Source organism: Bifidobacterium sp. ESL0820, assembly GCF_052606235.1.
In genome coordinates this window covers 1,929,425-1,955,186 of record NZ_CP199594.1, presented here as the reverse complement: position 1 = coordinate 1,955,186, position 25,762 = coordinate 1,929,425, and the positions used below count along the sequence as shown (strand labels likewise).

General features: G+C 61.4%; 11 protein-coding genes and 1 tRNA gene. All 12 read right to left on the bottom strand.

All coding sequences use genetic code 11. The features are described 5' to 3' along the window. Positions 1-4: 4 nt before the first annotated feature. The 12 genes from cas6e to ACUIAH_RS07675 all read right to left on the bottom strand — a co-directional run bounded on the left by cas6e (position 5) and on the right by ACUIAH_RS07675 (position 25,618). Positions 5-694 carry a type I-E CRISPR-associated protein Cas6/Cse3/CasE gene (cas6e, locus tag ACUIAH_RS07730; RefSeq protein ID WP_445340895.1) on the bottom strand — a complete coding sequence of 230 codons (690 nt, stop codon included), beginning with the start codon at positions 692-694 and terminating at the stop codon, positions 5-7. A gap of 9 nt (positions 695-703) precedes the next feature. Continuing rightward, positions 704-1,417: a type I-E CRISPR-associated protein Cas5/CasD gene (gene cas5e, locus ACUIAH_RS07725; RefSeq protein ID WP_445340894.1), complete on the bottom strand. Its 714-nt coding sequence runs from the start codon at positions 1,415-1,417 to the stop codon at positions 704-706. Between the two features lie 2 nt (positions 1,418-1,419). Continuing rightward, a complete protein-coding gene (cas7e, locus tag ACUIAH_RS07720) occupies positions 1,420-2,556 on the bottom strand; it encodes a type I-E CRISPR-associated protein Cas7/Cse4/CasC (RefSeq protein ID WP_445340893.1) in 1,137 nt (378 codons plus the stop codon). A gap of 122 nt (positions 2,557-2,678) precedes the next feature. After that, positions 2,679-3,404, bottom strand: a complete 726-nt coding sequence (gene casB / locus ACUIAH_RS07715) for a type I-E CRISPR-associated protein Cse2/CasB (RefSeq protein WP_445340892.1) — start codon at positions 3,402-3,404, stop codon at positions 2,679-2,681. Next, positions 3,401-5,068: a type I-E CRISPR-associated protein Cse1/CasA gene (gene casA, locus ACUIAH_RS07710; protein ID WP_445340891.1), complete on the bottom strand. Its 1,668-nt coding sequence runs from the start codon at positions 5,066-5,068 to the stop codon at positions 3,401-3,403. The genes casB and casA overlap by 4 nt, the downstream gene beginning before the upstream one ends. A gap of 162 nt (positions 5,069-5,230) precedes the next feature. Beyond that, a complete protein-coding gene (locus ACUIAH_RS07705; protein WP_445340890.1) occupies positions 5,231-8,398 on the bottom strand; it encodes a CRISPR-associated endonuclease Cas3'' in 3,168 nt (1,055 codons plus the stop codon). Between the two features lie 413 nt (positions 8,399-8,811). Then, the gene (locus ACUIAH_RS07700) at positions 8,812-9,282 is read right to left on the bottom strand and encodes a holo-ACP synthase (protein WP_445340889.1); all 471 of its coding nucleotides are present in this window, start codon (positions 9,280-9,282) and stop codon (positions 8,812-8,814) included. Positions 9,283-9,645: 363 nt separating this feature from the next. Next, positions 9,646-9,719 (bottom strand) — tRNA-Gly (locus tag ACUIAH_RS07695). Between the two features lie 2,266 nt (positions 9,720-11,985). Next, entirely contained in the window at positions 11,986-21,336 is a 9,351-nt protein-coding gene (locus ACUIAH_RS07690; protein WP_445340888.1) for a fatty acid synthase subunit beta domain-containing protein, read from the bottom strand. A 52-nt stretch (positions 21,337-21,388) separates the two neighbouring features. Further along, positions 21,389-22,960 (bottom strand): acyl-CoA carboxylase subunit beta, encoded by a 1,572-nt coding sequence (locus ACUIAH_RS07685; protein ID WP_261253713.1) that lies wholly within the window; start codon positions 22,958-22,960, stop codon positions 21,389-21,391. Further along, positions 22,957-24,792 (bottom strand): acetyl/propionyl/methylcrotonyl-CoA carboxylase subunit alpha, encoded by a 1,836-nt coding sequence (locus tag ACUIAH_RS07680; RefSeq protein ID WP_445340887.1) that lies wholly within the window; start codon positions 24,790-24,792, stop codon positions 22,957-22,959. The genes ACUIAH_RS07685 and ACUIAH_RS07680 overlap by 4 nt, the downstream gene beginning before the upstream one ends. 64 nt (positions 24,793-24,856) lie before the next feature. Further along, entirely contained in the window at positions 24,857-25,618 is a 762-nt protein-coding gene (locus ACUIAH_RS07675) for a biotin--[acetyl-CoA-carboxylase] ligase (RefSeq protein ID WP_313841407.1), read from the bottom strand. Positions 25,619-25,762 lie beyond the last annotated feature (144 nt).

Genomic DNA, 25,762 nt, shown 5'->3' with positions numbered 1-25,762 from the left:
CTACTCATCGGATCGGAGCCACCGTCAACAACCCGCAGCCGAAGCTCTTGGCCCTGCCGATGCCCTGCCTTAGGCAACGTTGAAATGCTTGCGCATCGGTAACACGGAGCTGTCCATCAAACTGGGCTGTAACCAAGGTGACTTTGCTGCCTCCATGGTCGAACTGCTCCTTGCGGCGCTGGGAAACAAGGCAGGACGGCCCATGGCTCTCATCCGAGCTGCTCAGGAGGACAAATCCGTTGCGTTCACTGTGCTTCTCCAGCCAAGACAGCTGATAATCCGCAGTGACATGACCCATCACCTTGCCGACTACTGCATGATTGAACCGCCGCCCCTTGTCGACATAGACCTGTCTGGCAGGATTGGCCCGGAGCCTGAAGGCCCACTCCTGTCCCTTGGCTATATGCGTGATCAAGGGCTCGTAGTCCTTCACCTCCCACTCAGCATGGGTCGGCCAACCAGCCTGCTCAACGATATGGGTGAAGTCAGGACGCTCGGGACTCACCACATAGAGCCAGGTCGAATCTCCGTCACGGGAGAAATCCAATCGCCACAGGATGCGTCCTCCATCGCCACTGCGTACAGCACCCGGGGGGAAGGACTTCTCCACGGCGGCATGAAGCCGGTAAGGCGAGGCAATCAGTTGCTTGGCCGCATACCGCGCAGTATTCAGCGGCATTCTGGATATATACATGCTTGCCTCCTAGAAGAACGACATGGGATCATGATCCGGAACGGCTTTAGTCCGCTGCTCGTCAGGACCGGGACCATCCGGGTTGGGGATTCTGTATCGGCTAACCGTCCTGACCGCATAACTGCGGGCCGCACCGAAGCTCAGTGGAACATCTGCCTGAGAAGAGACAATCCCGTTGTCTTCGTCCTTGGCGCAGTCCGCATCACAGACCACCTCCAGTCGACAGCCCTGATGGCGCCTCTTGTACCAAGAAGCAGCCATCCAGGGATGGGTGCGCAGAGCCTGATCCACACAGTCCTCCTGGACCAACCCAAGCGTGACCGGGTAATCCGGCGGGCAAGCCCGGCGACCCAAATATAATGGCCACCGGGGATGACGCAGAGCCTGATCCAGACCTTCCAGAAGCGCAGAATCAGCACCTAAAGCCACCAGGAATTTTGCATCGGATAGGTAGTACCGTGTGGTCAGTGGCATGGCTTTGACATTGGCACCATGCTCTGTTTGCATGTCATTGACCAAGATGCCCGGTTGATCGATGCGGACACCGAAGCTGAGATGCAGCAGATCCTCAATGTCGTCACCGCGTTGGCGCCCTTGCGCCGAAGCAAGCAGACCAATCACCGCGCTCTTGGTAGGCTCCCGTTGCGTAGTTCGAATCGTAAAACGCGAGGAGCTCCCCCAGGACTGCAAAGGCCCCGACAATCGCAACAGCAGTATGCTCATGGTTACTCCTGCTGACCCAGCACGCGCATAGTCTCAGCATCCACCTTGCTGGTCAAATCCTTGAGACCAACGGACTCAGCCACCGGCGCTAAGTCCTGCGCCGACAAATCCGTGCTGATCGCCCAAGCACGCACAGGCTGCTCATCATAGGCATCCTGAATCCTGTGCAGTTCCTCAACCAGCCTGCGGCCAGCGACTTGCGAGATCGGCTGGTCATGCTCGGCCGCGACTGGACGTTCGAAGGCTTCCACAACATTGATAGGCTGGCTGTCACGGAAGGCCACAATGCAGGTCTCGGGCAGAGTCCTGTTGGCGTAGGAATTCTGTTTGCCGGTTGGCATGGATCGAATGAAAGCCTCTACGAAGACCGAAGCCACTCTCGCAGTAGCCTCCGCATTGCTGATCTGCTCCTGCAGGGCATCCAGGTTCACGGTCGCGTAGCGATACAGTGTAGATGAGTTGAAGCCGACGGAGTCAATCATAGCGGCACCAGCGTTGTCCGCTTCCGTGCAGTCATCAGCGGCGGTGAAATAGTCGTACTCAGGCTTGATGGCATCCACGGAGATAGCGTGAGCCACCTGAGCGCTGGCATCCGTATTCAGGTCAGGGGCATCAGCGAGCATACGGCCGAACAGGGCTATGTCGACGGCCTGCTCACCGTGGAAGACCGCTGACACCTCCTTCTTCATAGCCGAATCCGGAGCCTTGGCCAGGTCCTTTCCCTGATCCATCCATTCCAGTGCTATAGTAGCCAGCTTGCCGATTTCGGTGTTGCCGATGAAGATCAGATATTGAGTGACCGGCTTGCCACTGGCTGCTCCTGCACGAGTTGAAGCGACGACCTTAACGCCGGTGGCCTGCAAGACCATGGAAGCGTAGCTTTCAGCTCGGTCCGCCGATTCAGGCCGTTGATTAACCATGGCCTTCACGATCAGCTCGACTGCATTCTTTGTCCGCACCCCCAGCTGTTTCTTGTCCAGCAAAGACTTGAAAGTCTCGCGCATGGCCCGCTTCCAGGCCTGGCTGGAGACTCGCGAGCGCAAGACACCGCCATACTGAGCGGTCTTGGGATTGCCCGTCTCGTCACGATTGATGTTGCTCGGCGGTACGTTCTGAACTGCATAAATATCCATAAACATGGCATATTCTCCTTAATATTCGTTTGTGAAAAATCGATGTTCTTGTATCGTTGTATTTGCCAAATGACGAATCATTTGAAAAGATTTGTCATCATCGAATCTTCTGTTGCACCTCAGCAGTTTTATTGGCCTTCCTCGCCCTCTTTTGCCTCCGTGGCCTTGCGCACGGCGTAATACTGCCGAGCCCAACGGTGAAAGACAGAGGCCCTCCGACCAGGCAGCTGCAGAAGATAAAGATCCTGGGCGAAAGCCTGATAGTCCAACTGCACATCCTGATCCCGCATCATCCTTATCAGCGAATACAGCTGATGCCGGATGCCGTCGAAATCAGGAGCATCCTCCATGATTTGTAGTCTTCGAAGAACCGGGGTGGCCTTGGAACCGTCCTGGTCGGTGTCAATCATGCGGCATGCGTGGCCGAGACTGTAGCGGAAGCGTTCGGATCGCGCCCGCTGCTTAGCCTCGGCGCCATTCCCTGTGCCCTTATGATCAGGCATCCAGGCCATACCCTGAGATTTCGATTGCTGATGAAGGGCATACATCTGCAGGGCAGTGGCAATTGCCCGCGTTTCAGTGACAATATTGGAGTCGTTGTCGAGGGCTGGGTTTCCCAGGGTATCCTGTGGCCAATCCTCATATAGATCAAACCCGACATTCATCCATCGCACTCTGCCGTCGTCAATGCCTCGGCGCAGCAGGGACAGATGAGCCTTGGCCACGCTGCTGGCCTGAACCGTATAGGCGTACTGCAGTTTTCCGATCCGGTAGTTGGCATACCGCCCGACGGCCTGTTTGCGGTCGTCGACTGACAAGACATGATTGTTTACCATGGTGTCTGCAGTCATCATTGAACCTCCTTTTCATTCACGGTCTCGCCCTCACGCGAGGGAAGTGGACCTAGATATTTATTCAATTGGCTTAGGAATCTATCGAAGATTGGCTCAGCAGATCGAGCGCCATTGGCCTTGGGCAGGAAAGACGGCGCCGGAGACTGATCGCGGTACTCGCCAGCTATGCCGATCAGATCCCGATGAATGGCCTGGAACCAGTCATTCCGGTAACGTTCGATATCTTCTGAAGGACCGAACTCCGCAATCCGTTGTCTGAACAGCTGATCCAGGGAAGCATATGCACGTTCCTTGACGCGGGCTACTGCAGCATAGAAGCGGTCCTTCTGCGCTTTATCGCCTGCGGATTGGTTTAATTGGGCAACCATGGAGTCCAATGCCTTGACGGAATCCTCAGTACGCTCAACAACCTGAACCACCACATCCACGGCAGCGGCATCCAAATGAAGCAGTTGAAGGTTTGCGTCGAGCGAATCATCAATAGCATCCGAAAAGAAGCTGTTCTGCGGACCATAGATCATGCTCTGGGTATGAATGCGAGCCATCTGCATCACTTTTCCGAACCCGGCTTCATCCTGATTCCAATTCAGTAGAGTCTCAACCCACCGAATAACACCAGGACGGGTGTCGTCAGTCTGACCTGCACCGTTGCTTCCCGCACTGATCAAAGGCTGCAGCTGCCGCCAGATGGCCTTGTCGGAAGTGAATGTGACTGGCATGCGAGGAGCCGTCGGCAGTCCCAGTTTCTTTCGTAGGTTCTCGCTGCCGTAACGCCATGCCGTCATGGGTTCATAAGCGTCCATGTTGTCAGCGCTGATGACATCGCCGTAGCAGACGATGATACCGACCACACGGGAACCCGAACTATCGGGCACCAGCCTCACCCTGCGTGATTGTAGAGTGAGCATATCCACAATGCCCGTAGGCTGATAGTCAGGATTCATGTCAGGACCGGCCGGCTCACGCTCCCAGGGCGCCAAATCACCAGGCTTGCCGAACCAGATATCATCATCCCCACGGCCTCGAGGATTGATCAAGCACCAGTTGAGCATCAGGGTGGAGAACAAGTTGTCCTGTTCCAAATAAACGTTGCCCAGAGCACCCAACCAGCCGGTTCCCACCTTGGACTTGGGCGGATAAACCTTATTGTTCCGCACATGGGTCTCTCCGTCCACCGGCGATTTGATTCCTGCAGGGTCATAGGCCTGAAGAAAGACCAGCCATCGGGCTGCCTCAGGCAAGGTAAGCGAGTCCAGGTCGTTCTTGGCGCGCATGGTGAAGAGAAACTTCTTGGGCTTTGGCACGTCGGCCTGAAGTTCGCCAATGCTGTCATACTCTTTATCATCGGACGTGTAGGTCAATCCCGGCGTTTGATAAAAGGGATGCTTAGAGTCAAACAAATCGAATCTGTCGTGATAGCGCTCAAAGTAGTCGTCGATAACTTGAGGGTCGAACTGCCCAGTCTGCCAAAGCGTCCACCACAGTTGCAGCAAGGCCGTCGGATTATCATCCCCGATCAAGGGTTGATACCGCTGGGCATATGCCTGGTAGAGCACGGCTTCGACCGTCCTCAGGAGAGGTAAGGTTTGCTGAGGCATGTCACTGGAAATCTCACGGATTCGATGGGCCTCAACCAAAAGGTCACGCAGGGAGACCAGGCCCACGCGTCCTTCCAAGTAGGTAACCCTGATCCAAGGCTGCTCCAAGAGATTGAACGACGGCCGACCTCCGCCGGTCGCTCCAATATCATTCATTATCATTGTCCTTTCTGCTTGTTCGGTTGCTTATACGTGGAAATGCCGGCAACTAGCGCGGCACTGCAAAGTTCAGCTCTTTCCGTCCTCGTCGGCTTTCGCACACGTCAGCCCATCCTCATGGGTGTATCCGATAAGGTAACCATGCACAGTGGTGACAAATCTCCGACGATCCGAATTGAATTTCTCCTGATCCAAGACCAGAGGCAAGCAGCCATCCAGCCAAGGCGATTGATGCCATGCATCAACACAGTCACTGGCTCGGAGCTCTAGTTCATTGATCAGAGCATCAATGTCACGACAGATGCGATCCGGCAGATTTACCGAGCAACGCAATACCACTTGCGCCAGCCGGTTCTCAGGTTCGGTTTTTGTGGGCACAGGAGCCCCGCAAGGTACTGTATCGCTTCCGATCCATGGCAGAAGCGCATACTCATCACCGCACCGACGCAGAAGCACCACCTCCACTGAATCATGAGTGTCTCTGACAGCCTGTCTGGCTTTGGCTTCCGACCTGGCGTCCACAGTGTTTGTAAATAGGTCCACCAAGGTGTGAGACTGCTGCAGTAGATGGGCCGAATCTTTCATCAAATAGACTTGGGCCTTGTCAATCTCTTCCGCATCCTTTTCGGCACGCTTATGTGCATCCAGCCGATACCGTTCTTGCCAAGCTTTGGGTATCAGCTGTGCAACTGCATCAGAATCATAAGCTGTGCGAACCAGCGGAGCGATATCATCAGGAAGCTGCAGCAAGCGGTGGGCGCTGTCCCCCTGCAGTCCAAGCACAGCAAGGGCTTCAAGCAGGGATGCCGGTGGATAGACCCTGTCTACATAGTCAGGAAATTCCGGGCCATCCGCGTTCCAAGAGGCTATGCCCCGCAGATAGCAAAAGGCCTTCCGCAGACCAGCTGGACGGTCACGCTCACCTTGTCCACGGCGATGGCGATGCAAACGACCCATGCGCTGTAGCAACAGATCCACCGGGGCTATATCGGTGACCATAAGGTCAAAATCGATGTCCAGGGATTGCTCCAGAACCTGTGTGCCCACGACAATCAATCGGCTAGGACGTCTTCCATTGGCTAGGGTTGCATCCGGACCAAGGCGCTCTCGGAGTTCTCGTTCGTTGTCCATACGATCCCGGTCGATGAAACGTGAATGCGTGAGTCTGACCTGGTCCGGGCCAAATACATGGGTCAAAGCTGCAGCAGTCTGCTGGGCCCGATCTACGGTGTCGCAGATCACAGCGGCGCAGCCACCTACAGCCAGACGCTCTTGCAGCAAATCTGACAGATGCTCAAGATCGTCGTCGATGACATGACATTCGATGTCTACCGCACGACCCGAAGGCTGCACCGAGCTAGTCTGGCAGGTCGTTCCAGACGTGTAAGTAATCAGCGGATAAGCATGCAGGCCGTCAGAGTCCTTCTCCTCATTAGAGGGCTGCTTGTCGCCTGGCTGTAAAAGGGAAGAAGCCTTATCGATGTGCGGTCTGGAGTAACAATCAGTAAACGCCTCCATGCTTGCAAAACGACGTGGTGCAACTTCGGGGGACTGCTCCGCATGGTTACTCGATCCGTCGAGCACCGAGGCATACCCTTTAATATAAGCATCAACCAGCTCACGTCGCAGCGATGCAGGCAGGGTTGCCGACAGAAGAATGACTGGGTTGTGGAATCCTCCCAGCCATTCCAAGGTCCGTTTGAGGTATTCACGCATGTAGGTGTCGTAAGCGTGGCATTCGTCGATGATGACAACTTTGTTGGCTAGAGCCAGCTGCCGCAGACTGACGTGCTTCATCTGCAAAGCGGCCATGAGCACCTGATCAATAGTGCAGATCAGGAAGTTAGCCAACACCCCTTTCTTCCTGCCTCGCAGCCAGTCATTCACCACTGCCTCGGGATAGACGGCCTTTTGCGCACCAGAGCCTTGAGGGGCATCCTCATCAAAGACTGATGATGTAGCGGAACCCTTAGCTGAAGCCGTCATTGACATGAATTCTTTGTTGAGAGCAGCTTTGCCATGTCTGAGTGAGGTGGATTTCTCAGAACGCCCTTCAGACTGAGGCAATCTGTCGATCCAGCTCTTGCACCGTGAGAACATGGCATCGGTAGTAGCCATTGTCGGCAGGGCCACGCAGACTCCTCCCCTGCCTGTTCGTTCAGCCAGAATTTCCGCACAGGCCAGGGCTGCTTCGGTCTTGCCTTCGCCCATGGGCGCTTCAATGACCATAATGCCCGGGTCCTTGATCGTTTCTGCTAGACGTACAGCCTGCTCCTGGACTGGCCGGGGCTTCGCGCCCGTCGGCAGATCGAACCTGGAGGCGAAGCGCTCCCCTATGCCGAGCCGCTCATGAATCGGCTGCCACTTCGGAGACAGGCCGAGGTTACGCCATCCGCGCTCCTGTCGAGCCCTAAGACCTGCTCGTGTACGTACTGAATTCATTCGGTTCCAGGTCTGCTCGTCATAAATCGGTGGGTTGAGCGGCACCAAGGGAAAAAGATCGTCGTCGCTGTTGCTGGCAATCCAGTCGGCCATAATGACCAGCCCCTCCAACACCGATTCGGCGTATATGTTCAGCCGCTTCCCACTCAATCGAGCGAAGTCATCGTCATTGAGTTCACACTGTTGGGCCACGAATTCAATTAATTCGCGCTGGGCTTTAGTCCAGTCCTCATAACCGCGAGCGGTACCCATGCGCACATCCATATCGGACTTGCTCAGGGCCTGACGGGTAGGAGGCTGACCATGATGCCCTCCAACAATACAAGCATAGGATTCGGCCACTGGCTTGCTCCAATGCTGTACCTGAGTCAGGTAAGACTCCAGAATCCGTTGGCCCGCTATAGGATGCGTAGGGTAATTCGTATCCGTAATTGGAACATCAGGGAACCGCAGACCAGCCTGCTTGGGCTTCCATTGCAAGGAAAGGTTCTGCATCCCTAGTGCATGCGTCAGCGGCTTGCTTTGGAAAACCGGGGTTGCCTTGCCGATATCATGGACACCGGTGATAAACATGCAGACTTTGCGAGCCAGCTCCGGATCACCAACATCGCGGATGATGATCTCTCGAGTACCCCTAGGCACCCAGTCGCGCCATAAATACCCAGCCACTGCAGCGGAATCACTCAGATGCGTGAAATCTCCCTGCCAATCATTCTCGTCATGCAGATTTGTTTTGCCCCACAGGGACATGGCTTTAGCGCCCAGACCCAAGTCTGTTGGTATCACTCCGTTCATTGTTCCCCCGTTCTCAACTCAGCAACCCTGTTAATTGGACAACTTCGTTGTAACAATTTTTAAGCATAGCACAGAGAATTAGAAATTACCAAATTTATAATTTCATAATGTCACAAGTTACTTTATTAGCCCTGACTATTCAGGGAACACATAAAATCCTAATGACACAAGGGATCATCCCCACCCACGCGGGGAACACACCTCAAGAAGAGGCTGTATGTAGTCTACACGGTAGCCACGGTCAACCCTTAGAACGCCGCATGTGCTGCACGCCACCTACCATGTGTGAGACCTTGAGTATCCGAAGCAACTCCAATGAGATCAAAGTATCATCGCGTCTGCCAAACTTGCTGTTTTGGATAGGTTAACGAGCCAGTTACGAATTCACCGAACGCCCACGTCTTAGTCTAATTTCAGACGCACCTGCACAAAAGCACAACCGCCGAAGCTACTGGCCCATCATGGCTGAGAGCGATGTGCCAGCACAACTGCATTTGATCGAACTGACCACCGGTTAGAGGCAAGGAATCATAAAGCCTGGCTTCCACGGAGGACTCTAGGTTGACATTCGGCCGACCCCGGCCGTCGTCCAGGATCTCTACCCCGCTCCAAGGAAAATCATCCAAACCATAGGGTGATGGCTCAGTCCCCAGCGCCTGAGACCAGGCCTTGAGCACCGACTCTTTGCCAGCCCAGCGCACCGCCAAGTGCGCCGTTGTGTCGTCATGCTTGAGCAGGGCGCGCTGCTCGGCCTGCCGCCGCTCCCTTGGCGAGAATAAGCTTGTCATGCGCGTGCCTGGCATAGCCAACTGTCGGCCGAACTTCTCCAGATCGACCAGATCATGTCCCAACCCCAGCACTTGTCCAAACCCGGCATCATCCATAGGCCCGAGTATGCCCCTCATCGGCCAATGCAGCAAATCACCCAGTCAGGACTCGAAGACTCCACAACATCCCAGTTTCCTCATTGATAGTTCTGTTCCTGCGTGAACGAGCGCGACAAAGAAGAGCAAAGAATAAAGAAGATTTCGCTGCGTCAGTAGCAGGAGTCACAACGCTGGCATAACGCTGTTGACCCGCCTGGCAACCGCCACTATCCAACAGTCCTCGATGTGTACCCTATCGTGTACCCATTTAGCCCGTAAATTGCCGATTACTGGGGAAAATCTCACTCAGTCAGGCTCGACCCTGCCCACTTCAAGAGGTTAGGAAACCCGCCAAGAATGGCGGAATACCAACGATTATCGTGGAGCGGGCGACGGGAATCGAACCCGCGTAATCAGTTTGGAAGACTGAGGCTCTACCATTGAGCTACGCCCGCAAAGCCGTTGGCTCGGTACAGAGCATAGCACATGGGCCGGCCGGAACATGCAGTACATCGGTCATCGCCCGGTTGAACTTGGCAATAAACGTACGTATACATCACTGGGGAGAACCCCTCGGCGCCATGGAAACCGGCGCTGATTATCCCTCCTCTGCGGATAATCGTGAAGATCCGTACAGAAATTTTGATCCCTGGCGGCTGTGGACTAGTCTCAGGCGGTTCATCCACCCTGAATAAGAGATCGCGCCGTCGCCAGTATCGCTTCTCTGCGTATCCATGGGTCAATCCCGTGGATCCAAGGAACACCTCGTCCGTTCCAGTGACTGCCGGAGTACTGCGGGATCATCCATGCTCACGCGGTGACCACTCCTTGTCGGATGATATGGATGGAAAGAATAAATGTTCTACGCGGAACTTGGCTGACAGATTTCCGCAAGATTATTCATTCTTGCAGAGCAAGGGGAATCAGACTGGTAACGTGCTGCCATCCGATGTTAGAGGATGAAAATCAGAGGTAATTGACATTGGCATCGACAAATTCGCCACGCACAGCAGCCTTATTTTTCGAGAATGGGAATTCGCTATGCCCGAACATTGATCACAAAAGTTGAAATCATGCTGGCGATAACAGGATGAGCATCAATTCTTCTGATAGCATTTACAGCAACATCAGTAAATATCTATTACGCGGTTCTCAAAAACGAGAACGGCGGAAAACAAGTAGTTGACCCGGTTGAGAGGGGAACTATAGCCGAATATAATTGACAAGAAGTTAGCCAGGTTCTTCTGCTTTGACTAACGAAGAGATGAAATTTGTTTGCAGATAAGGTCGGATGCTACTTGCTGATGCACAGCTAGCACCATAGCCTATGCGACAACTTGTTCTGCTTCAGCATCGACGGGATTGACCCTACCTATTTTGACAGTCTTGCATCTTGCAGCTCCTTCTTAAGAAAGGGAATGAAATGGTATCAGTTATTAAACATTGTCTGTCAGCATGTTCAAATGACCTCAAAAACAATTGGGGCAAGCCGGATTACATGAAGCAACTTGCTGGGGCTACGATATTCGGATTGTGCGGTGTCGCTTTCGGTGTCGCGATGTTCCTTGTATTCCCTTAGACATGAACGATAACTTGCTGCAATATGACTATGCACGCGAGCGCAGTGAGCACCGATGAGTGCGGTTCCTAAGCGGAAACGCTCGGACAGTACGAGTTACCCTTATTCACTGGCTGCCGCTTCCTATGAGGGGCGCCTATCCGTGTGGCGTCAATAATTAGTGAGAGCTGGGCGACAACATCGTGCACACGCGGGGTTTGCCTGCCTTTGTTCCGAATAATAAGACGGTACTCCTTACAAATCACTTCATGCAGCATAGGTGCCTTCCATTCCCAGGGCCTTGCTCCAGACATAAGGACTCATGTCCAGGGAATCAACCCGAATAGACCGCTGAAAACAGGCAATCCCCTCAATGCAGTCAATCGTCGTACCGTCGAAATGCCTTTCCCTACAAGTGGTGTGTCCGCTGAGGTGATCCTTGGCAGAAGCAGAAAACCTGACTGAAACAAAACGGCGATGGCACCTGGACTGTCACCCCCAACCCCCGCATACAACCAATTATGGTGACAGTGGCCGTCCGCTAAACGTTCAATTCGATCGACCGATCCGGCGACATCGACAACCAGCGACTCCCCCTGACTGTAGGCGTCCTGCCCACAGCTGAAGGAGAAAATATCGGCGTGGCTATGATAGTCGGGCTTCTTGCCATGAGTATTATGGCAGCAAACCTCAGCAGTAGGAATTCCATTACAGCGATCACTAGCACTAAAACTTCGCACGAGTAAGAGGCCGGACACTCCCCCAAGACGAGTTCGGCCATTTGGGTGGCCCAGCAATAATCCCAAGTAAAATCTGGGTCACCCATCTACTTTTTATACCTTTTTGTGAAAAGGCTCCAATCGCAGCCTGGCAATAGCACACCGCCGGTTGAGCAACATGCGGGCAATATTCGGACAAAATCCCTTATGCGCAGCCATTACAACAGCTCCAATGACCAATAAGTCCTGACGACCAGATAGCTCGCATACCTGCAAGGGAGCCCTTGTACATAAGGCATGAAGACAAGGGACAGCCGCACCCAATGGCAAGACAATAAGGGAGGCAAGCCGTCTGGCCCACCTCCCCGATCATCGCAATGACTGTTCCCTCACCGGACTCCCGCCTATTGCTTCAGACGGAAATCCAGCTGGTTCACGCCGCTCTCATCCCCGGTCATAGTAGCCGTCGGCACCCAAGCGGGCCTGGGGATCCAGCAGCATGGCCTTCTCAATCTCGTGCCCCACATACCCGTGGCCGTCCTCATGGAAGCGGCGGTTGTCGATGGGCTCATAGAGCGGGGCCCGACCCATGCGGCCCTCCTCCAGATGGCGCTGACCAGCGGCCAGACGGTCGTTGGCCCGGCGACGCCACTCATCAAGGGCCTCCTGGCCGGAGGTCTGGAGCACGGCTGCCTCAAAGGCTCCGGGACTGACGATGACCCCGATGCCGGAGACATGGCCGAAGCCCAGGGAGGTAACCAGCCCGGCCTTGATCCTGCCCACCTTCAGGGGCTGCTCCAGCCAGACCAGATGGTCGTCGCGCCTCAGGACCGGATCCACGCAGTCCAGGGAGGCATTGGCCGGGATGACCCCAGACCGGAAGAGCTGGGTGAGCCCGTTGATCTGGAAGATGCAGGCGCCGCCCTTGGCATGGCCGGTCAGGCTCTTCTGGGAGATGACGTAGAGCGGGTTGCCGTCCGTCCGCCCGATGGCGTGGGCCAGGGTGTTGTGCAGCTCGGACTCGTTGGGGTCGTTGGCGTTGGTGGAGGTGTCATGCTTGGAGACCACGGCGATGTCGTCGGGGCTCACGCCCAGCTTGGCCAGCGAGCGCACCAGATCCGAGTCCTTGCCGCCCATGCCGGCGGCCAGAGCCCCCAGTCCGGGTGCGGGGATGGAGGTGTGGGCACCGTCCGCGAAGGAGTGGATGTACCCGACCACGCCAGCCACAGGCAGGCCCATGTGCAGAGCGATGTCGCCGCGGGTCAGCAGGATGGTCCCGCCGCCCTGGGACTCCAGGAAGCCCCCGCGCCGACGGTCGTTGGCCCGGGAGAAGAACCGGGGCTGGATGCCCTTGGCATACATCTCGGCGGAATCGGCGGTGGCGTTCATGTTGCCGAAGCCGATGACCGACTCCACGCCGATGTCGTCGATGGCGCCCGTGACCACGAAGTCCGCCTTGCCCAGGGCGATCTTGTCAGCGCCCTCCTCAAGGGAGACCGCAGCCGTGGCGCAGGCCGAAACCGGCTGGACCATGTTGCCGTATCCGCCGATGTAGGACTGCATGACGTGCGCAGCCACCACGTTGGGCAGGGCCTCCTGGAGGATGTCCGTGGGGATCTCCTTGCCCAGGAAGCGGTCCAGGTAGAGCTTGCGCATGGAGGCCATGCCGCCGAAGCCGGTTCCCTGGGTGGAGGCCACCTTGGAGGGGTGCACGGCCTGGAGGATCTCCACAGGGGTGAACCCGGCCGACAGGTAGGCATCCACAGTGGTCACGATATTCCAGAGGGCGATCGGATCCACGTCCCCGACCATGGAGGCGGGAATGCCCCACTTGACCGGGTCGAAGCCCTTGGGGAACTGACCGCCTACGGTTCTGGACATAGTGGCCCGACGCGGCACGCGAATGCGGGAGCCGGGCAGGCGGGTGACGGTCCACTCGCCGGACTGCTCGTCTCGGGCGATGCTGGTGTGGTCCGGATCCTGGGCCACGTACTCTTCGGCCATGTCCTTGGTGGGCACCGAGAAGGCCACGTCGTGATCCAGGAAGACATCCACCTCCTCCTCGTTGGTGCCCTGGCGGTAGTCGGAACCCATGCCGTCGTCGAAGGGACGGATGCCGGAGCGGGCCACCACCTGGTCGTGGTAGCGCTCGGCGATGTCCTGCTCGGGCACCAGTTCGCCATCCTTGTCGTACCAGCCCGGCTTGGGGCTGTCCTGCCACTCGACCAGGCCCATGTTCCAGGCCAGTTCGAGCACGGCGGCGGCGCTCAGGTCGACCTGGCCGTCCGAATGGATGCCCATCTCGGCCTCGAAGCGGGTGCGGCCGGAACCCCAGGGACCCATCTCGCCGATGGAGACGATGACGATCTGATCCTCGGGCCGAGCGGTCACGCCCTGCCAATCCTGCAGATCCACCGGGGCCTGGGCGGGCACCCGGGGTGTGGGCAGGGCCTTGATGACCCGGCCCGGATCCTTGTCGGCATCTGCGGGCGCATCTCCGGGCTTTCCGGCTGGGGCCGGCGTCGACGGATCCTCATCCTGGGCAGCCTCAGCCTTCAGGGCCTTGAGGTCCAGCGGGCTGGAGCCCAGGCCGCCGGTCAGGTCGGCCTGAAGCGGGACCTGGAGAGCCTGCTGGCGGGCCTCTACAGTGCAAAGCTCCAGCAGGGAATCAGCCATCTGCCCGGTGGAGTAGGTGTGGATGCCGTGGCGCTCCACCACCTGGACCAGCGGATCATTGCCGCCCATGAGCCCGGTGCCTCGGACCCAGCCGATCAGCGGGTGGGCGAAGGTGACCCGGCCGGACCAGTCCTGCTCGGGGCGGGACCGGTTGACGATGGCATCCAGGGCGGCCTTGACCTCCCCGTAGGCTCCGTCGCCGCCGAACATGCCGCGGTTGGGAGAGCCGGGCAGAACCACATGCAGACGGTGGTCGACGTCCGTGTCCGCCCCGATGCCGGCGAACCCGGCGATCTGGCGTTCCAGGCTCCAGAGCATGAGCCGGGCCTGGGACTCGAAGAGCCGGCCCGAGTCGGCCATGGTCCCGTGCATGGCGGGGGCTGCGAAGGGCAGCAGCAGGGTGGGCTCGTAGGCAGGCTTGAGCACGGTGGTCGTGGCCCCCGTGGTCTTGCGCTGCTCGTTGCCGACCCAGTCGACCAGGGCATCCACATCCCGGTAGCTGGACAGGTTGGCGGGCACGATCCAGAGACGGGCACCGCCCACGGCATGGCGACGGTAGAGGTCGCGAGCCCAGATGACGGTCTGTGGCTTCAGGGAGTGGCAGACGGCGATGACCGTCGCCCCGCCCTCCAGGAGGCCGGCAGTCAAAGATCCAGCGATGGACTTGGGAGCCACGCCGGTGACTACGGCCACATCCTTGGCGAATCGTGCGGCGGTCTGGTCCGAGTCGGCTGGGGTCATGGCCTGGTCGGCTATGCCACTGAAGACCCGGGCCAGATCCTGCTCGCCGCGGTTACGCGCCTGCTCGGCGTACCAGAAGGCCTGATCGTGAACCTCGCGTCCGGCTCCTACGAAGCTCAGGCGGCTGCGGTCGTCGTCATGCTCGTGGTAGATGTGAGCCAGATCCTCACGGGCGCTGGCCCAGCGATCGTCGAAGAGGACGGCGCGCGAGGCCTCGAACCGTGGCGCCACCTGCTCGGGCCAGTCGCTGCCCAGCTCGGCATTGACGGCAGCCACAACGGCAGCATCCTCATTCTCGCCAGGCTGGACGGTCGGGGGCTTTAGCCCCAGCTTGTCCAGGAGGAAGCGGGCCGTGGAGGCCAGCACACCCTCGGAGCCGGTCACCTGGGCTGCGAAGGCATCCAGGGCGGCGGAGTCGACTACGGCACCGCCAGCGGCACCGCCTGCAGAGGGCATGGAGACCGTGACGCCGTGACGCTGGGCCACCTGCTGAACGGCCTGGTCGATCAGCGCATTGGCCGCAGGCACAGTGGAGACGGCTTCGGTGGGCAGGAGCGCCAGGTCGCCGCCACGCGAGGAGGCGCCCTCACGGGTGTCCAGGACCAGGCTGGCCACGGTGGCCGAAACCCAGCCCGCACCCAGCTGCCAGACGTTGGAGACCCGCTGCTCCACTTGCTGCAGCTTGAGGCCGGAGGGGCCGAAGAGGTCGCGGATGCGCTCACGCACGATGTCGGAGAGCACCGGGCCGAAGGGCCGATAGTTGGGGGCCACCTTGTTCACCAGGGCGCTCAGGTCGGTCATGCTGGCCTCGGCGGCGCCGTCCACGCTGGCCACGCCCAGCTCGGAGCTGATGTCCATCAGCAGCTGGTTGCGCCTGGAGGAGACGCCGTTGGTCAGGGTGTCGGTGGTGTCGGTCTGCCCGATCTGCTCGGGGCGGATCTTGGTGGAGTAGGCCAGCAGGACGGCGATGGCATCCGAGGCCTTGAAGGGCAGGTCGGCCACATCGGCACCCGATGGGCCGCCGGTCGCCGGGGCCGGAGCGGGGGCCGAGTCCTCGGCCGCTGCAGGGGCAGGGGCCGGAGCCGGAGCCGATGTAGGCGCAGGCGCACCAGCCTGAGTAGGTTCAGGGCTGGATTCCTGGACCGGAGCTGCGGGCTCCTCCTGAACCGGGGCCATGGAATCAGTGTCGGTCAGATAGACCCGGCTCTCGTCCCTGCCCAGGTTGTAGACGCTCACGTGACGCTCGCGGAAGTCGGGCAGCTTCAGGGTCTTGGTGCCCAGGTTGGCCAGGGTGGGCGAATGGCCCAGCCCTACCTCGATCAGCTGCTCCACGCCCAGGCCGCCCTGCTCGGGGGCATCAAACATGATCGCCTGGGTCTCGATCCAGCGCACAGGAGAGGCGAACTGCCAGGAGAGCAGCTCGGTCAGCAGCAGACGGCCAAGCTTCTGGTCGTCGGCCGCATACTGATCCCAGACCTGGGGATCATCCAGCGCCTGCTTGATGCGTTCGGAAGGAACCACCTCCAGGATGGAGGCCGCGAACTCCTTGGTCATCTGGAAGGGCCGTGCAACCAGGTTGGGTATGTAGCGACCCTCCAGGCGGGAGTAGTCGATATGCTCGGGCAGCAGGGCATCCAGGGTGTCGCGGAACTCGGGCACCCCCTTGCGCAGCAGGGTGGAGTGGAAGGGCACGTCGATGCCAGGCACGTACATGAAGGCCGGCTTGCCGCCCGCCTCCTTGGCCCGGCGGTTGGCGTCGGCACGCAGGTACTCCAGGCCGGCGATGGTCCCGGCTATGGCGTACTGCTGGCCGGCCAGGTTGTAGTTGACGATCTCCAGGAATTCGCCGCACTCCTTGGCTACGGACTCCACATACTCCTTGACGCCGGAGTCGCCCACGCCGAACTGGTTGGGACGCAGGGCGCCCATCCGGTAGTTGCTGCGCCCCTGCTCGTCGCGTTCGATCAGGGAGTGCATGGTGGACCCGCGGTGGAAGACCAGCTCCAGAACCGTCTCCAGGGACATGACCCCGGCGAAGGAGCTCAGGGCGTTGTACTCGCCCAGGGAGTGGCCGGCGAAGTAGGCGGGCCAGATGTCCATGCCGGACTCGCGCAGGCGGGCGGTCTGGGCGAAGGCCACGGTGGCCAGGGCCACCTGGGTGAACTGGGTCAGGTTGAGCAGACCCTCCGGATGGTGGTAGGTGACCCCCTTGGCCGTCAGGGTGTGCGGGTTGTCACGCACCACGGCCAGGATGGAGAACCCCAGCTTGCTGCGGGTCAGCGCATCGGCCCGTTCCCAGGTCTCACGGGCGGCCGGCGACTTGGCCCGCTCGTCCAGGACCATGCCCTGCTGCTGAATCCCCTGGCCGGGATAGACGTAGGCGGTCCTTGGGGCGCGGGCGATCGCCGTGCCGCGGGAGACCAGCTGGCCGTCGATCCTGCAGGTGACCTCCAGGACCAGGCCGCCGTGGCGGACCTTGCCCACACGCTCCAGGCTGATCTCCACCTTGTCGCCCAGCTGGACCATGCCGTACATGTTGTAGGTCCATCCGGCGATCTCGTAGTGGACACCCTGCTCGTCGGTGGCCTGGGCCGCGTATTGGGCGGTGGCCGACAGCCACATGCCGTGCACCAGCGGCGCAGACAGGCCGGAGACCGCGGCACCTCGCTTGGAGGTATGGATGGGGTTGAAGTCCCCTGAGGTGCGGGCGAAGGCGGTCATGTCCTTGGGGGCAGTGACGGTGACGCGACGCAACAGCCTGCGCGGCGTGTCCACCGTGTCGGCGCGGATGCCGCCGTACTCGGGAGCCTCCTGGGGCAGCTGGTCGCTGTAGGCGCGGCCGCGGATGGCGAAACGCTCCACCTCGCGGGCCAGCACAGGCCCGTCCTGGGCGGCGTGGACCACATGGATGGTCACCACCCGGCCGGAGGAAGATTCCTGGTAGGGCTCGGCCCAGCTAGTCAGCTCGATCCGCTGGCCGGTATGCTCCAGCAGGCGCTTCTCGCTGACCTCCAGCTCGATCAGGTGGTCCAGATGGACCGCGTTGAGCAGTCCCTCGATGATGGGGAAGCCATCCACATAGACGGATCCCAGAGCTGCGTAGATGGCCGGCCAGGCCGGACCCACCAGCGCATCGGGGGCGAAGCCGGAAGGGATCAGCGCATCGGGCAGGGCGCCTCCGGTGGCCGCCTCATGGTCGAAGCCCAGGTTGGATGCCAGGGTGTAGCCGCTGTGGACCAGGCCGAAGGGGTGCTCGGGGTCATCGTCCTTCTCGATGGCAGGCATGGCCTCCAGCTTGTCGCCGGTGATGGTGGTGTTGCCGATGCCGGCCGTATCGGCCAACAGAGCGTAGACATCCTTGGGCAGGCGGGTGCGGTCGACCACCGGGAAGAGGCCGACCTGGTCGCTCTTGATGGTCAGCGGCACGACGATGTGACGCACCGCATGCCTGTCCAGACCGCCGTCAGGGTCGTCGTCCCAGTAGGTATCCAGGTGGATGTCCAGGTCGTAGTGCTCGCCCAGGTCGTCCTGGCCGGTGGCGGTGATGGTGTAGTCGGGGTCGTCCATGGCCGTCCCGTAGGCTGGATTGGCCATCAGATGGCCCACCCAGGAGATGTTGGGGCTGCGGCGGATGAACTCCTGCGCACCAGCAGCGCCTGCCAGCTGGCTGTAGGCCTTGGCGGGACCGCTGCCCAGGTCGCGCACCCGGTCTATGGCCGCCTGCTCGAACCGTCCCAGAATGGAGGCCACCGGCTCGTCCACCGTGGTGATGCCTGCCACGGAGATGGGTCCGGGGATGGCCCTGACCGAGTCGGCGCCGTAGCGGGGATCTTCGGACTGCCAGAGCTGATCCTGGCCCCACCAGCGCAGCAGGTCGTTGTCGATGACCGGCACGAAGGGCATGGGCTTGGGGTACTCGCGCACCAGGACGGGGAACCAGGCCACGTCGGTGGGCACCACCTTGAGCTCGGCTGCCTGTGGGTAAGCCTCATGCAGTCGGCGAAGCGCCTGCTCGGGCTCGGCCACATCCTGCCTGGAGGCGAAGATGGAGTCGAACTCGCCGCTCTGACGCTCGCAGACACGGGCCTCGATGCGCCGCAGCAGGTGCAGGAAGCGGTCGATGTAGGTGTCGTCGGCCCAGGGGTAGGCCAGGTCGGCGAAACGCTGGGCCCAGTCCTGGTAGGTCATGGTCTCCAGATCGCCGAAGTAGGGCTTGGCGGTCTTGTTCAGGGCCTCGATGATCTCCCCGCGGCGGGTCTCCAGCTCCTCCGGGTGCTTCATGACCCGGACCAGCAGGCGGCCGCACTCGGCGGAGGAGTTCTCCATCTCGTAGATGTCGGCGTGCAGGTGGCTCAGGCCGGAGCCCACGCCCCCCACGGACTTGCCGCTGGGCACCCACTTCTCGCCCATGGGAGCGAAGGGGTCCGGATCGGGGGTTGAGCTGTCGATGCCGGGGGTGGCCACCAGAGCCCGTTTGATCTCGGGATTGGTGTGGGCCTCCTTGGCGGTCATGGCCGCTGTGCCGATCATGACGCCGTCCACGGGCATGTCCGGCAGGTGGTAGGCGCGGGACCACTGGCCGCTGATGTAGTCGGCCGCCCGCTCAGGGGTGCCGATGCCGCCGCCGGCCACCAGAACGATGTTGGGGCAGGCGCGGACCTCGGCGTAGGTGGTCGAGAGCAGGTCGTCCAGGGACTCCCAGGAGTGGTGGCCTCCGGCGGCGCCTCCCTCGACCTCCATCAGAATATGGGTGGGGGCGACCTTGCGGGCAATGGCCACGACCTGGCGGATCTGGTCCACTGTGCCGGGCTTGAAGGCCACGTAGGGGAAGCCCTCCTCGTTGAGCTGACGGATCAGGGTCACGGCCTCGTCCAGCTCGGGAATGCCGGCAGAGATAACCACCCCGTCGATGGGGGTGCCGGAGGCGCGCTTCTTGGGCACGATATGCTGGCTGCCGAACTGGAGGTTCCACAGGTAGCGGTCCATGAACATGGCGTTGAACTCGACCGTGCGGCCCTCCTGCAGCTGGTCCTCCAGCTGGGACACATGGCGGTCGAAGACCTCGGCGGTCACCTGGCCGCCGCCGGCCAGCTCGGCCCAGTAGCCGGCATTGGCGGCCGCAGCGACGATCTCGGGCTCCACAGTGGTCGGGGTCATGCCGGCCAGCATGACCGGGGGCTTGCCGGTCAACCGGCTGAAGGCCGTCTCCACACGGGGACCTGCCGGGGTCTCAAGCAGACGAGGGGCCAGCTTGGACCAGTCCTGTGTCCTGGCCGGATCCTCCTCCATGGTGGACAGCTGCGCGCGCCGGGCCTGGTTGGAGGCCTCGACCACGCCTACTCCGGTGCCTTGGACCAGGTTGTCCACCAGCTTGCCCAGGGTCTCGCCCGGGCCCAGATCCACCAGCCAGAGGGAGGCGGCATCCTGCTGGTCCATGACCTCGGCGATCCGGCCGGCCCAGTCGGCATGGTTGAGCAGGACCTCTTCAGCCAAGACCCGGGCACGCTCGGTGTCCAGGCCGCAGCGGGAGGCCCAGTCCACGCTCAGGTCCACGGCCTCCTTCATGAGCGGCGAGTGGAAGGGCAGGGTCACATCCAGGTACTCCAGAACCGGCGAGAAAGCCGTTCCACCACGGACCTTGTCCTCGCGCAGTTGACGCTGATGCTCGCTCTCCTTGCCTGCCTCGATGGCGAAGGCGGCCAGATCCTCCGGATAGCCGGACAGGACCAGGTTGCGGTCCGAGTTGGTCACGGCCACGCTGATGGGGCCGCGAGCGCCAGGCACCCGGTCGACCAGGACCTCGACCTGATGGCGGGTGGCGCCGCGCACCGAAAGCATGGGGGTGGCCTCACCCTGGCGGTGGATGCCCAGGCGACGGGCCTGACGGGTGCCGGCCGCGCCGATCAGCATGGCGGTGGCCAGGATCTGGTCGATGGCGCCCTGGGCAGCCTTGAGGGATCCGGCAGCTTGGATCTCCTGGACCATGTGGACGCCGATAATGCCCTGGGAGTGCCCCAGCAGGGCCACCGGGCGCGCCTGGGCTGCGTCGTAGCCCAGCTGGTCCATGTCCATAAGGGCGCCCAGCTGCACCAGGGCGATGCCGGGCACGCTGACCGCCGCGTCGGCGGCCGGCCCCAGTCTGACCGGGTCGGGCTTGTAGCCGAACAGGTCCAGCTGACGGCCGTTGGTGGCCAGCAGGTCGGGCTTGACCGCCCTGAGCAGGTCGGCGGCCGCAGCCATCCGTTCCCTCAGAGACCTGTCGAGGTCGGGATCGCCCTGCAGATCGGCCAAGGCCACGGTCCAAGGGTTGGACTGGCCGGCGAACATGAGCGCGTGCGGCTGCTCGGCGAGACGGTTGATGAAGAATGTACTGGTCATGATGTCCTATTCATAGAGAGTTGGGGATTGCTGATGATGACGAGGGGGAAGCTCATAGAGGCTGGTTGCCGTGGTGCTTGTCGTTGACCCTGACGCGCTGCTTGTCTGCCAGGAGGTCCATGGCCTGGACCAGGACCGGTCTGGTCTGCTCCGGGTCGATCATGCCGTCCAGCTCGCCCATCTCCAGGGAGAGATTGGCGTTGACGGTGCTGGTTTCGTACTCCTGGGCCAGCTTGTTTCGCAGCTCATCCACGTCCCGGCCGGCCTCCTTGGCCTCCTGCAGGTCGCGCCGGTGGATGATGTTGACCGCGCCCTGGGCCCCCAGCACGGCTATCTGCGAGGAGGGCCAGGCGTAGTTGAGGTCCGCGCCGATGGCCTTGGAGCCCATGACGATGTAGGAGCCGCCGAAGGCCTTGCGCAGCACAATGGTGACCATGGGCACCTGGGCGTTGGCATAGGCATAGATGACCTTGGCCCCCCGGCGGATGATGCCGGCATGCTCCTGGTCCGAGCCCGGCTTGTAGCCAGGGGTGTCCACCAGGGTGATGACCGGCAGGTTGAAAGCGTCGCAGAGACGGACGAAACGGGCCAGCTTCTCGGAGGACTCCACATCCAGGCTGCCCGCGTCCACCATGGGCTGGTTGGCCACGATCCCCACCGGCCGGCCCTCCAGGCAGGCGAAGCCCACCACGATGGACCGGGCGTAGAGCTCCTGAACCTGGACCAGCTCGCCGTAGTCGACGATGGCGTGGATGACGTCCAGCACGTCGTAGGGCTGCCGGTCGTTCTCGGGGATGACCGTGGCCAGTCGTTTGGCGGCCTGGCGCTCGGCATGGCCGGAGATGAAGGCGTACCGGGGAGGCTCCTGGCCGCTGTTGGCAGGCAGGTAGGCCAGGACGGTCCGGGCGTAGTCGATGGCGTCGGCCTCGTCCTCGCCCAGATAGTGGGCCACGCCGGAACGGGTGTTGTGCACGTAGCCGCCGCCCAGCTGGTCCATGCTGATGGTCTCGCCGGTGGCCGCCTTGACCACGTCGGGACCGGTGACGAACATGTCCGAGTTCTCCTTGGTCATGATGATCAGGTCGGTCAGGGCCGGGCAGTAGACAGCACCGCCGGCGCAGGGTCCCAGGATCAGGGAGATCTGGGGGACGAAGCCGCTGGCCTGGCAGGTCTTGCGGAAAATGCGGCCGTACTGGGTCAGAGCGGCCACACCCTCCTGGATGCGGGCGCCGCCCGAGTCGATCATGGCCACGATGGGGACCTTGATCCGCAGGGCCATGTCCATGAGCCGGCAGATCTTCTCGCCCTCGGCCCGGCCCAGGGTGCCGCCCCTGACGGAGAAGTCCTGGGCGTAGACGCCGACCTTGCGCCCGTAAACCAGGCCGAAGCCGGTGATGACCGCGGATCCCGCCCGGTCTCCGGCGATGTCGCCACCGGCGAAGCGGCCCACCTCCTCGAAGGTGTCCTTGTCGAAGAGCAGGTCCAGGCGCTCACGGGCGGTCTGCTTGCCCTTGGCGTGCTGACGGTCGCGGGCGTGCTCCTCGGCCTGCTTGGCCAGGGCGGCGGCCCGATGGATGCCCTGGCGCACCGGCTGGGAGCCCAGGGTGGATTCGGTGACGCTCATGCCTGCTCCTCCCCGCCCAGATCCAGGGTGACCAGGGTCTGGCCCGGATCCACCCCCTGTGCCACGGACACGTCGATGGTCTTCACACGGCCCTTGGCCGGGGCATAGACGTAGTTCTCCATCTTCATGGACTCCAGAACCACCAGCAGGTCGCCCTTGTCGACTTCCTGGTCGGGGGCCACGTTGATGCGGGTGACCACCGCCTGCATGGTGGCCACGATGACGCCGGACCGGGCCGCATCCTGCCGGGGTGCGCCGGGCTCCTGATCGCGTAGCCCGCGCCCGCGCAGGGGCTGCCTAGGCCGGGCAATGCCGCCGTGGCCGCCGACGCCGCCCATGCCGCCCAGCAGCGACTGGGGCAGGGCCAGTCTGACCCGCTTGTCATCGATCTCCACGTTGTAGGTCTCCATGGGATCGCTGTCCCGGTCCTGTTCCTGGGCGGAGGCGCCGGAGACCGAAGCGGGCTGGCCGCTGCCATTGGAGGCAGGCTCCACGTTCAGATAGACCCGTTCCAGCCACTTGGTGGACACGTCGAAGGAGTGCCCGTCCTCGGCGGTGAACTCGGGGTTGGTGAAGATCTTCTGGAAGAGGCCGGCCGGGGTGGGGACCCCGCTGATGCTCATCTCCCGCAGGGCCCGACGAACCCTGGCCACGGCCGCCGGACGGTCCTGGGCGGTCACAATCAGCTTGCCCATCATGGAGTCATCCCTGGGCGAGACCGTGTCGCCCACCTCGACGCCCGAATCCACGCGAATGCCGGGGCCGGATGGCCACTGAATCGACTCGATGGTCCCTGAGCTGGGCGTCAGGTTGGTGGCCGGGTCTTCGCTGGTGATGCGCAGCTCGAAGCTGTGGCCGCGGGGCGGGGGCGCCACGTTCAGGGAGCCGCCGTCGGCGATCCGCAGCTGCTCGCGGACCAGGTCCAGCCCGCAGACCTGCTCGCTGACCGTGTGCTCCACCTGCAGCCTGGGGTTGACCTCCATGAAGTAGACATCATCCCTTGGGGTGACCAGGAACTCGCAGGTGCCCAGGCCCACGTAGCCCACCGTGTCGAACAGTCGGCGGGAGAACCCCTCCAGCTGAGCGATCACATCGTCGGACAGGAAGGGGGCAGGAGCCTCCTCCACCAGCTTCTGGTTGCGGCGCTGAACCGAGCAGTCCCTGGTGGAATAGACGGTGAACTGGCCATGGCTGTCCCTGCCGGACTGGGTCTCCACGTGCCGGGCCCGGTCCACGAACTTCTCGATGAAGTAGTCGCCCAGGTCGCCGCCCTGAAGGGCATCATGGTTCATGTAAAAGGTGCGCAACTCGTCGCTGTCGTTGATCAGGGTGATCCCCCGGCCGCCGCCGCCGTCAGCCTTCTTCATCATGACCGGATAGCCGTGCTCGTCGGCGAAGTCCAGCAGGGGGCGCATGTCGGTGACCGGCTCGCTCAGGCCTGGCACCACGGGCACCCGGGCCCGCTCGGCCACCTTGCAGGCGGTGATCTTGTCGCCCAGCTCGTCCAGGACCCCCGGGGCCGGACCCACCCAGGTGATGCCAGCCTCAATCACCTTGCGCGCGAAGGAGGAGAACTCGGACAGAAAGCCGTAGCCAGGGTGGAGGGCGTCAGCGCCGGACCGGCGGGCGATGGAGACGATCAGGTCCTCGTTCAGATAGGTCTCCATATTGGTGTCCCCAGGCAAGAGGTAGGCCTCGTCCGCCATCTGGGCATAGGGGGCGTCCCGATCCTGGTCGGCATAGACGGCCACGGTGGCGATGCCCATCTCCTGGGCGGTGCGCACGACCCGCAAGGCTATTTCGCCGCGGTTGGCGATCAGCAGTTTTTTCATTCCCCTCTCCTCACTGGTTGATCAAGGGCGATTGGACTGACGAAAAGCATGAACAAGGTAGGAATTAGGCTCCCACAACGGCCACTTCGGGCAGGACGCCCACATCGGCCGTGGACACGTCAACCTGGCTGCCGTCGGGCAACCGCACCCGCAGGGAGGCATCCGGATTGATCTCCAGGGCACGGCCCTCCACGGGCTCACCGGCCACGGGGACGACCCTGACCCGCCTGCCCAGCGTCCAGCTGAGTGCGGCAATCCGCGAGCGCAGCCCCTGCGGCCCGTTCAAGGCCCTGTCCAGCGACCCGTCAATGCCAAGGGGGGCCATCTCCCCGCTCAGGTGCCAGCTGATGGCATCGACCAGGTCGTCGCGCAGGGTCTGGTAGTCGGGCAGGTCCCGGTAGTGGAACTGCAGGGAGGTGGACTCCGCAATAGGAAGCGCCTGCCGGGGCAGAAAGAGGTTGATGCCGATGCCGACAGCCAGGGCCGACCAGTCTTGATCCACCCGGACCAGCTCGCAGAGGATGCCGCCCAGCTTGGCCCCGCGGCAGAACAGATCGTTGGGCCACTTGAGGGTCAGAACCCGTTCAGGAGCGCCGCCGTCGGCCAGCCGGCAGCCGTGGTACTCAAGCACATCCTGCAGGCCCTCCAGAGCGGCCAGTCCCGCCACCATAGGCATCCATCCGCCAAAGGGCCCAGTCAGCAGTCCAGTAGGCAGCGGCAGGGCCCAAGTAGCCAGCAGGGAGCATCGGGGCTGATTGACCCAGGTTCGGGCAAGACGACCGCGGCACCGGGACTGCGCATCGGCAACCGCTACGCTCAGCGGCATGGTGCTCCCCCCGGCGCCCGGCCATCGCCGAATACCTTTACTTGCGACTCTTCCCTCGTACCGTGTAGTCGTAGAAACACCCTGACGGGCGTTTTTTCGAGGCGTATCTTCGGCTTTTCCCCTTGTGCCAGAGGCCAGTCCCTT

Coding starts and splice junctions, on each gene's coding strand:
- cas6e (WP_445340895.1), bottom strand. CDS start 694: ATGTATATATCCAGAATGCCGCTGAATACTGCGCGGTATGCGGCCAAG.
- cas5e (WP_445340894.1), bottom strand. CDS start 1,417: ATGAGCATACTGCTGTTGCGATTGTCGGGGCCTTTGCAGTCCTGGGGG.
- cas7e (WP_445340893.1), bottom strand. CDS start 2,556: ATGTTTATGGATATTTATGCAGTTCAGAACGTACCGCCGAGCAACATC.
- casB (WP_445340892.1), bottom strand. CDS start 3,404: ATGATGACTGCAGACACCATGGTAAACAATCATGTCTTGTCAGTCGAC.
- ACUIAH_RS07705 (WP_445340890.1), bottom strand. CDS start 8,398: ATGAACGGAGTGATACCAACAGACTTGGGTCTGGGCGCTAAAGCCATG.
- ACUIAH_RS07700 (WP_445340889.1), bottom strand. CDS start 9,282: ATGGATGATGCCGGGTTTGGACAAGTGCTGGGGTTGGGACATGATCTG.
- ACUIAH_RS07690 (WP_445340888.1), bottom strand. CDS start 21,336: ATGACCAGTACATTCTTCATCAACCGTCTCGCCGAGCAGCCGCACGCG.
- ACUIAH_RS07685 (WP_261253713.1), bottom strand. CDS start 22,960: ATGAGCGTCACCGAATCCACCCTGGGCTCCCAGCCGGTGCGCCAGGGC.
- ACUIAH_RS07680 (WP_445340887.1), bottom strand. CDS start 24,792: ATGAAAAAACTGCTGATCGCCAACCGCGGCGAAATAGCCTTGCGGGTC.
- ACUIAH_RS07675 (WP_313841407.1), bottom strand. CDS start 25,618: ATGCCGCTGAGCGTAGCGGTTGCCGATGCGCAGTCCCGGTGCCGCGGT.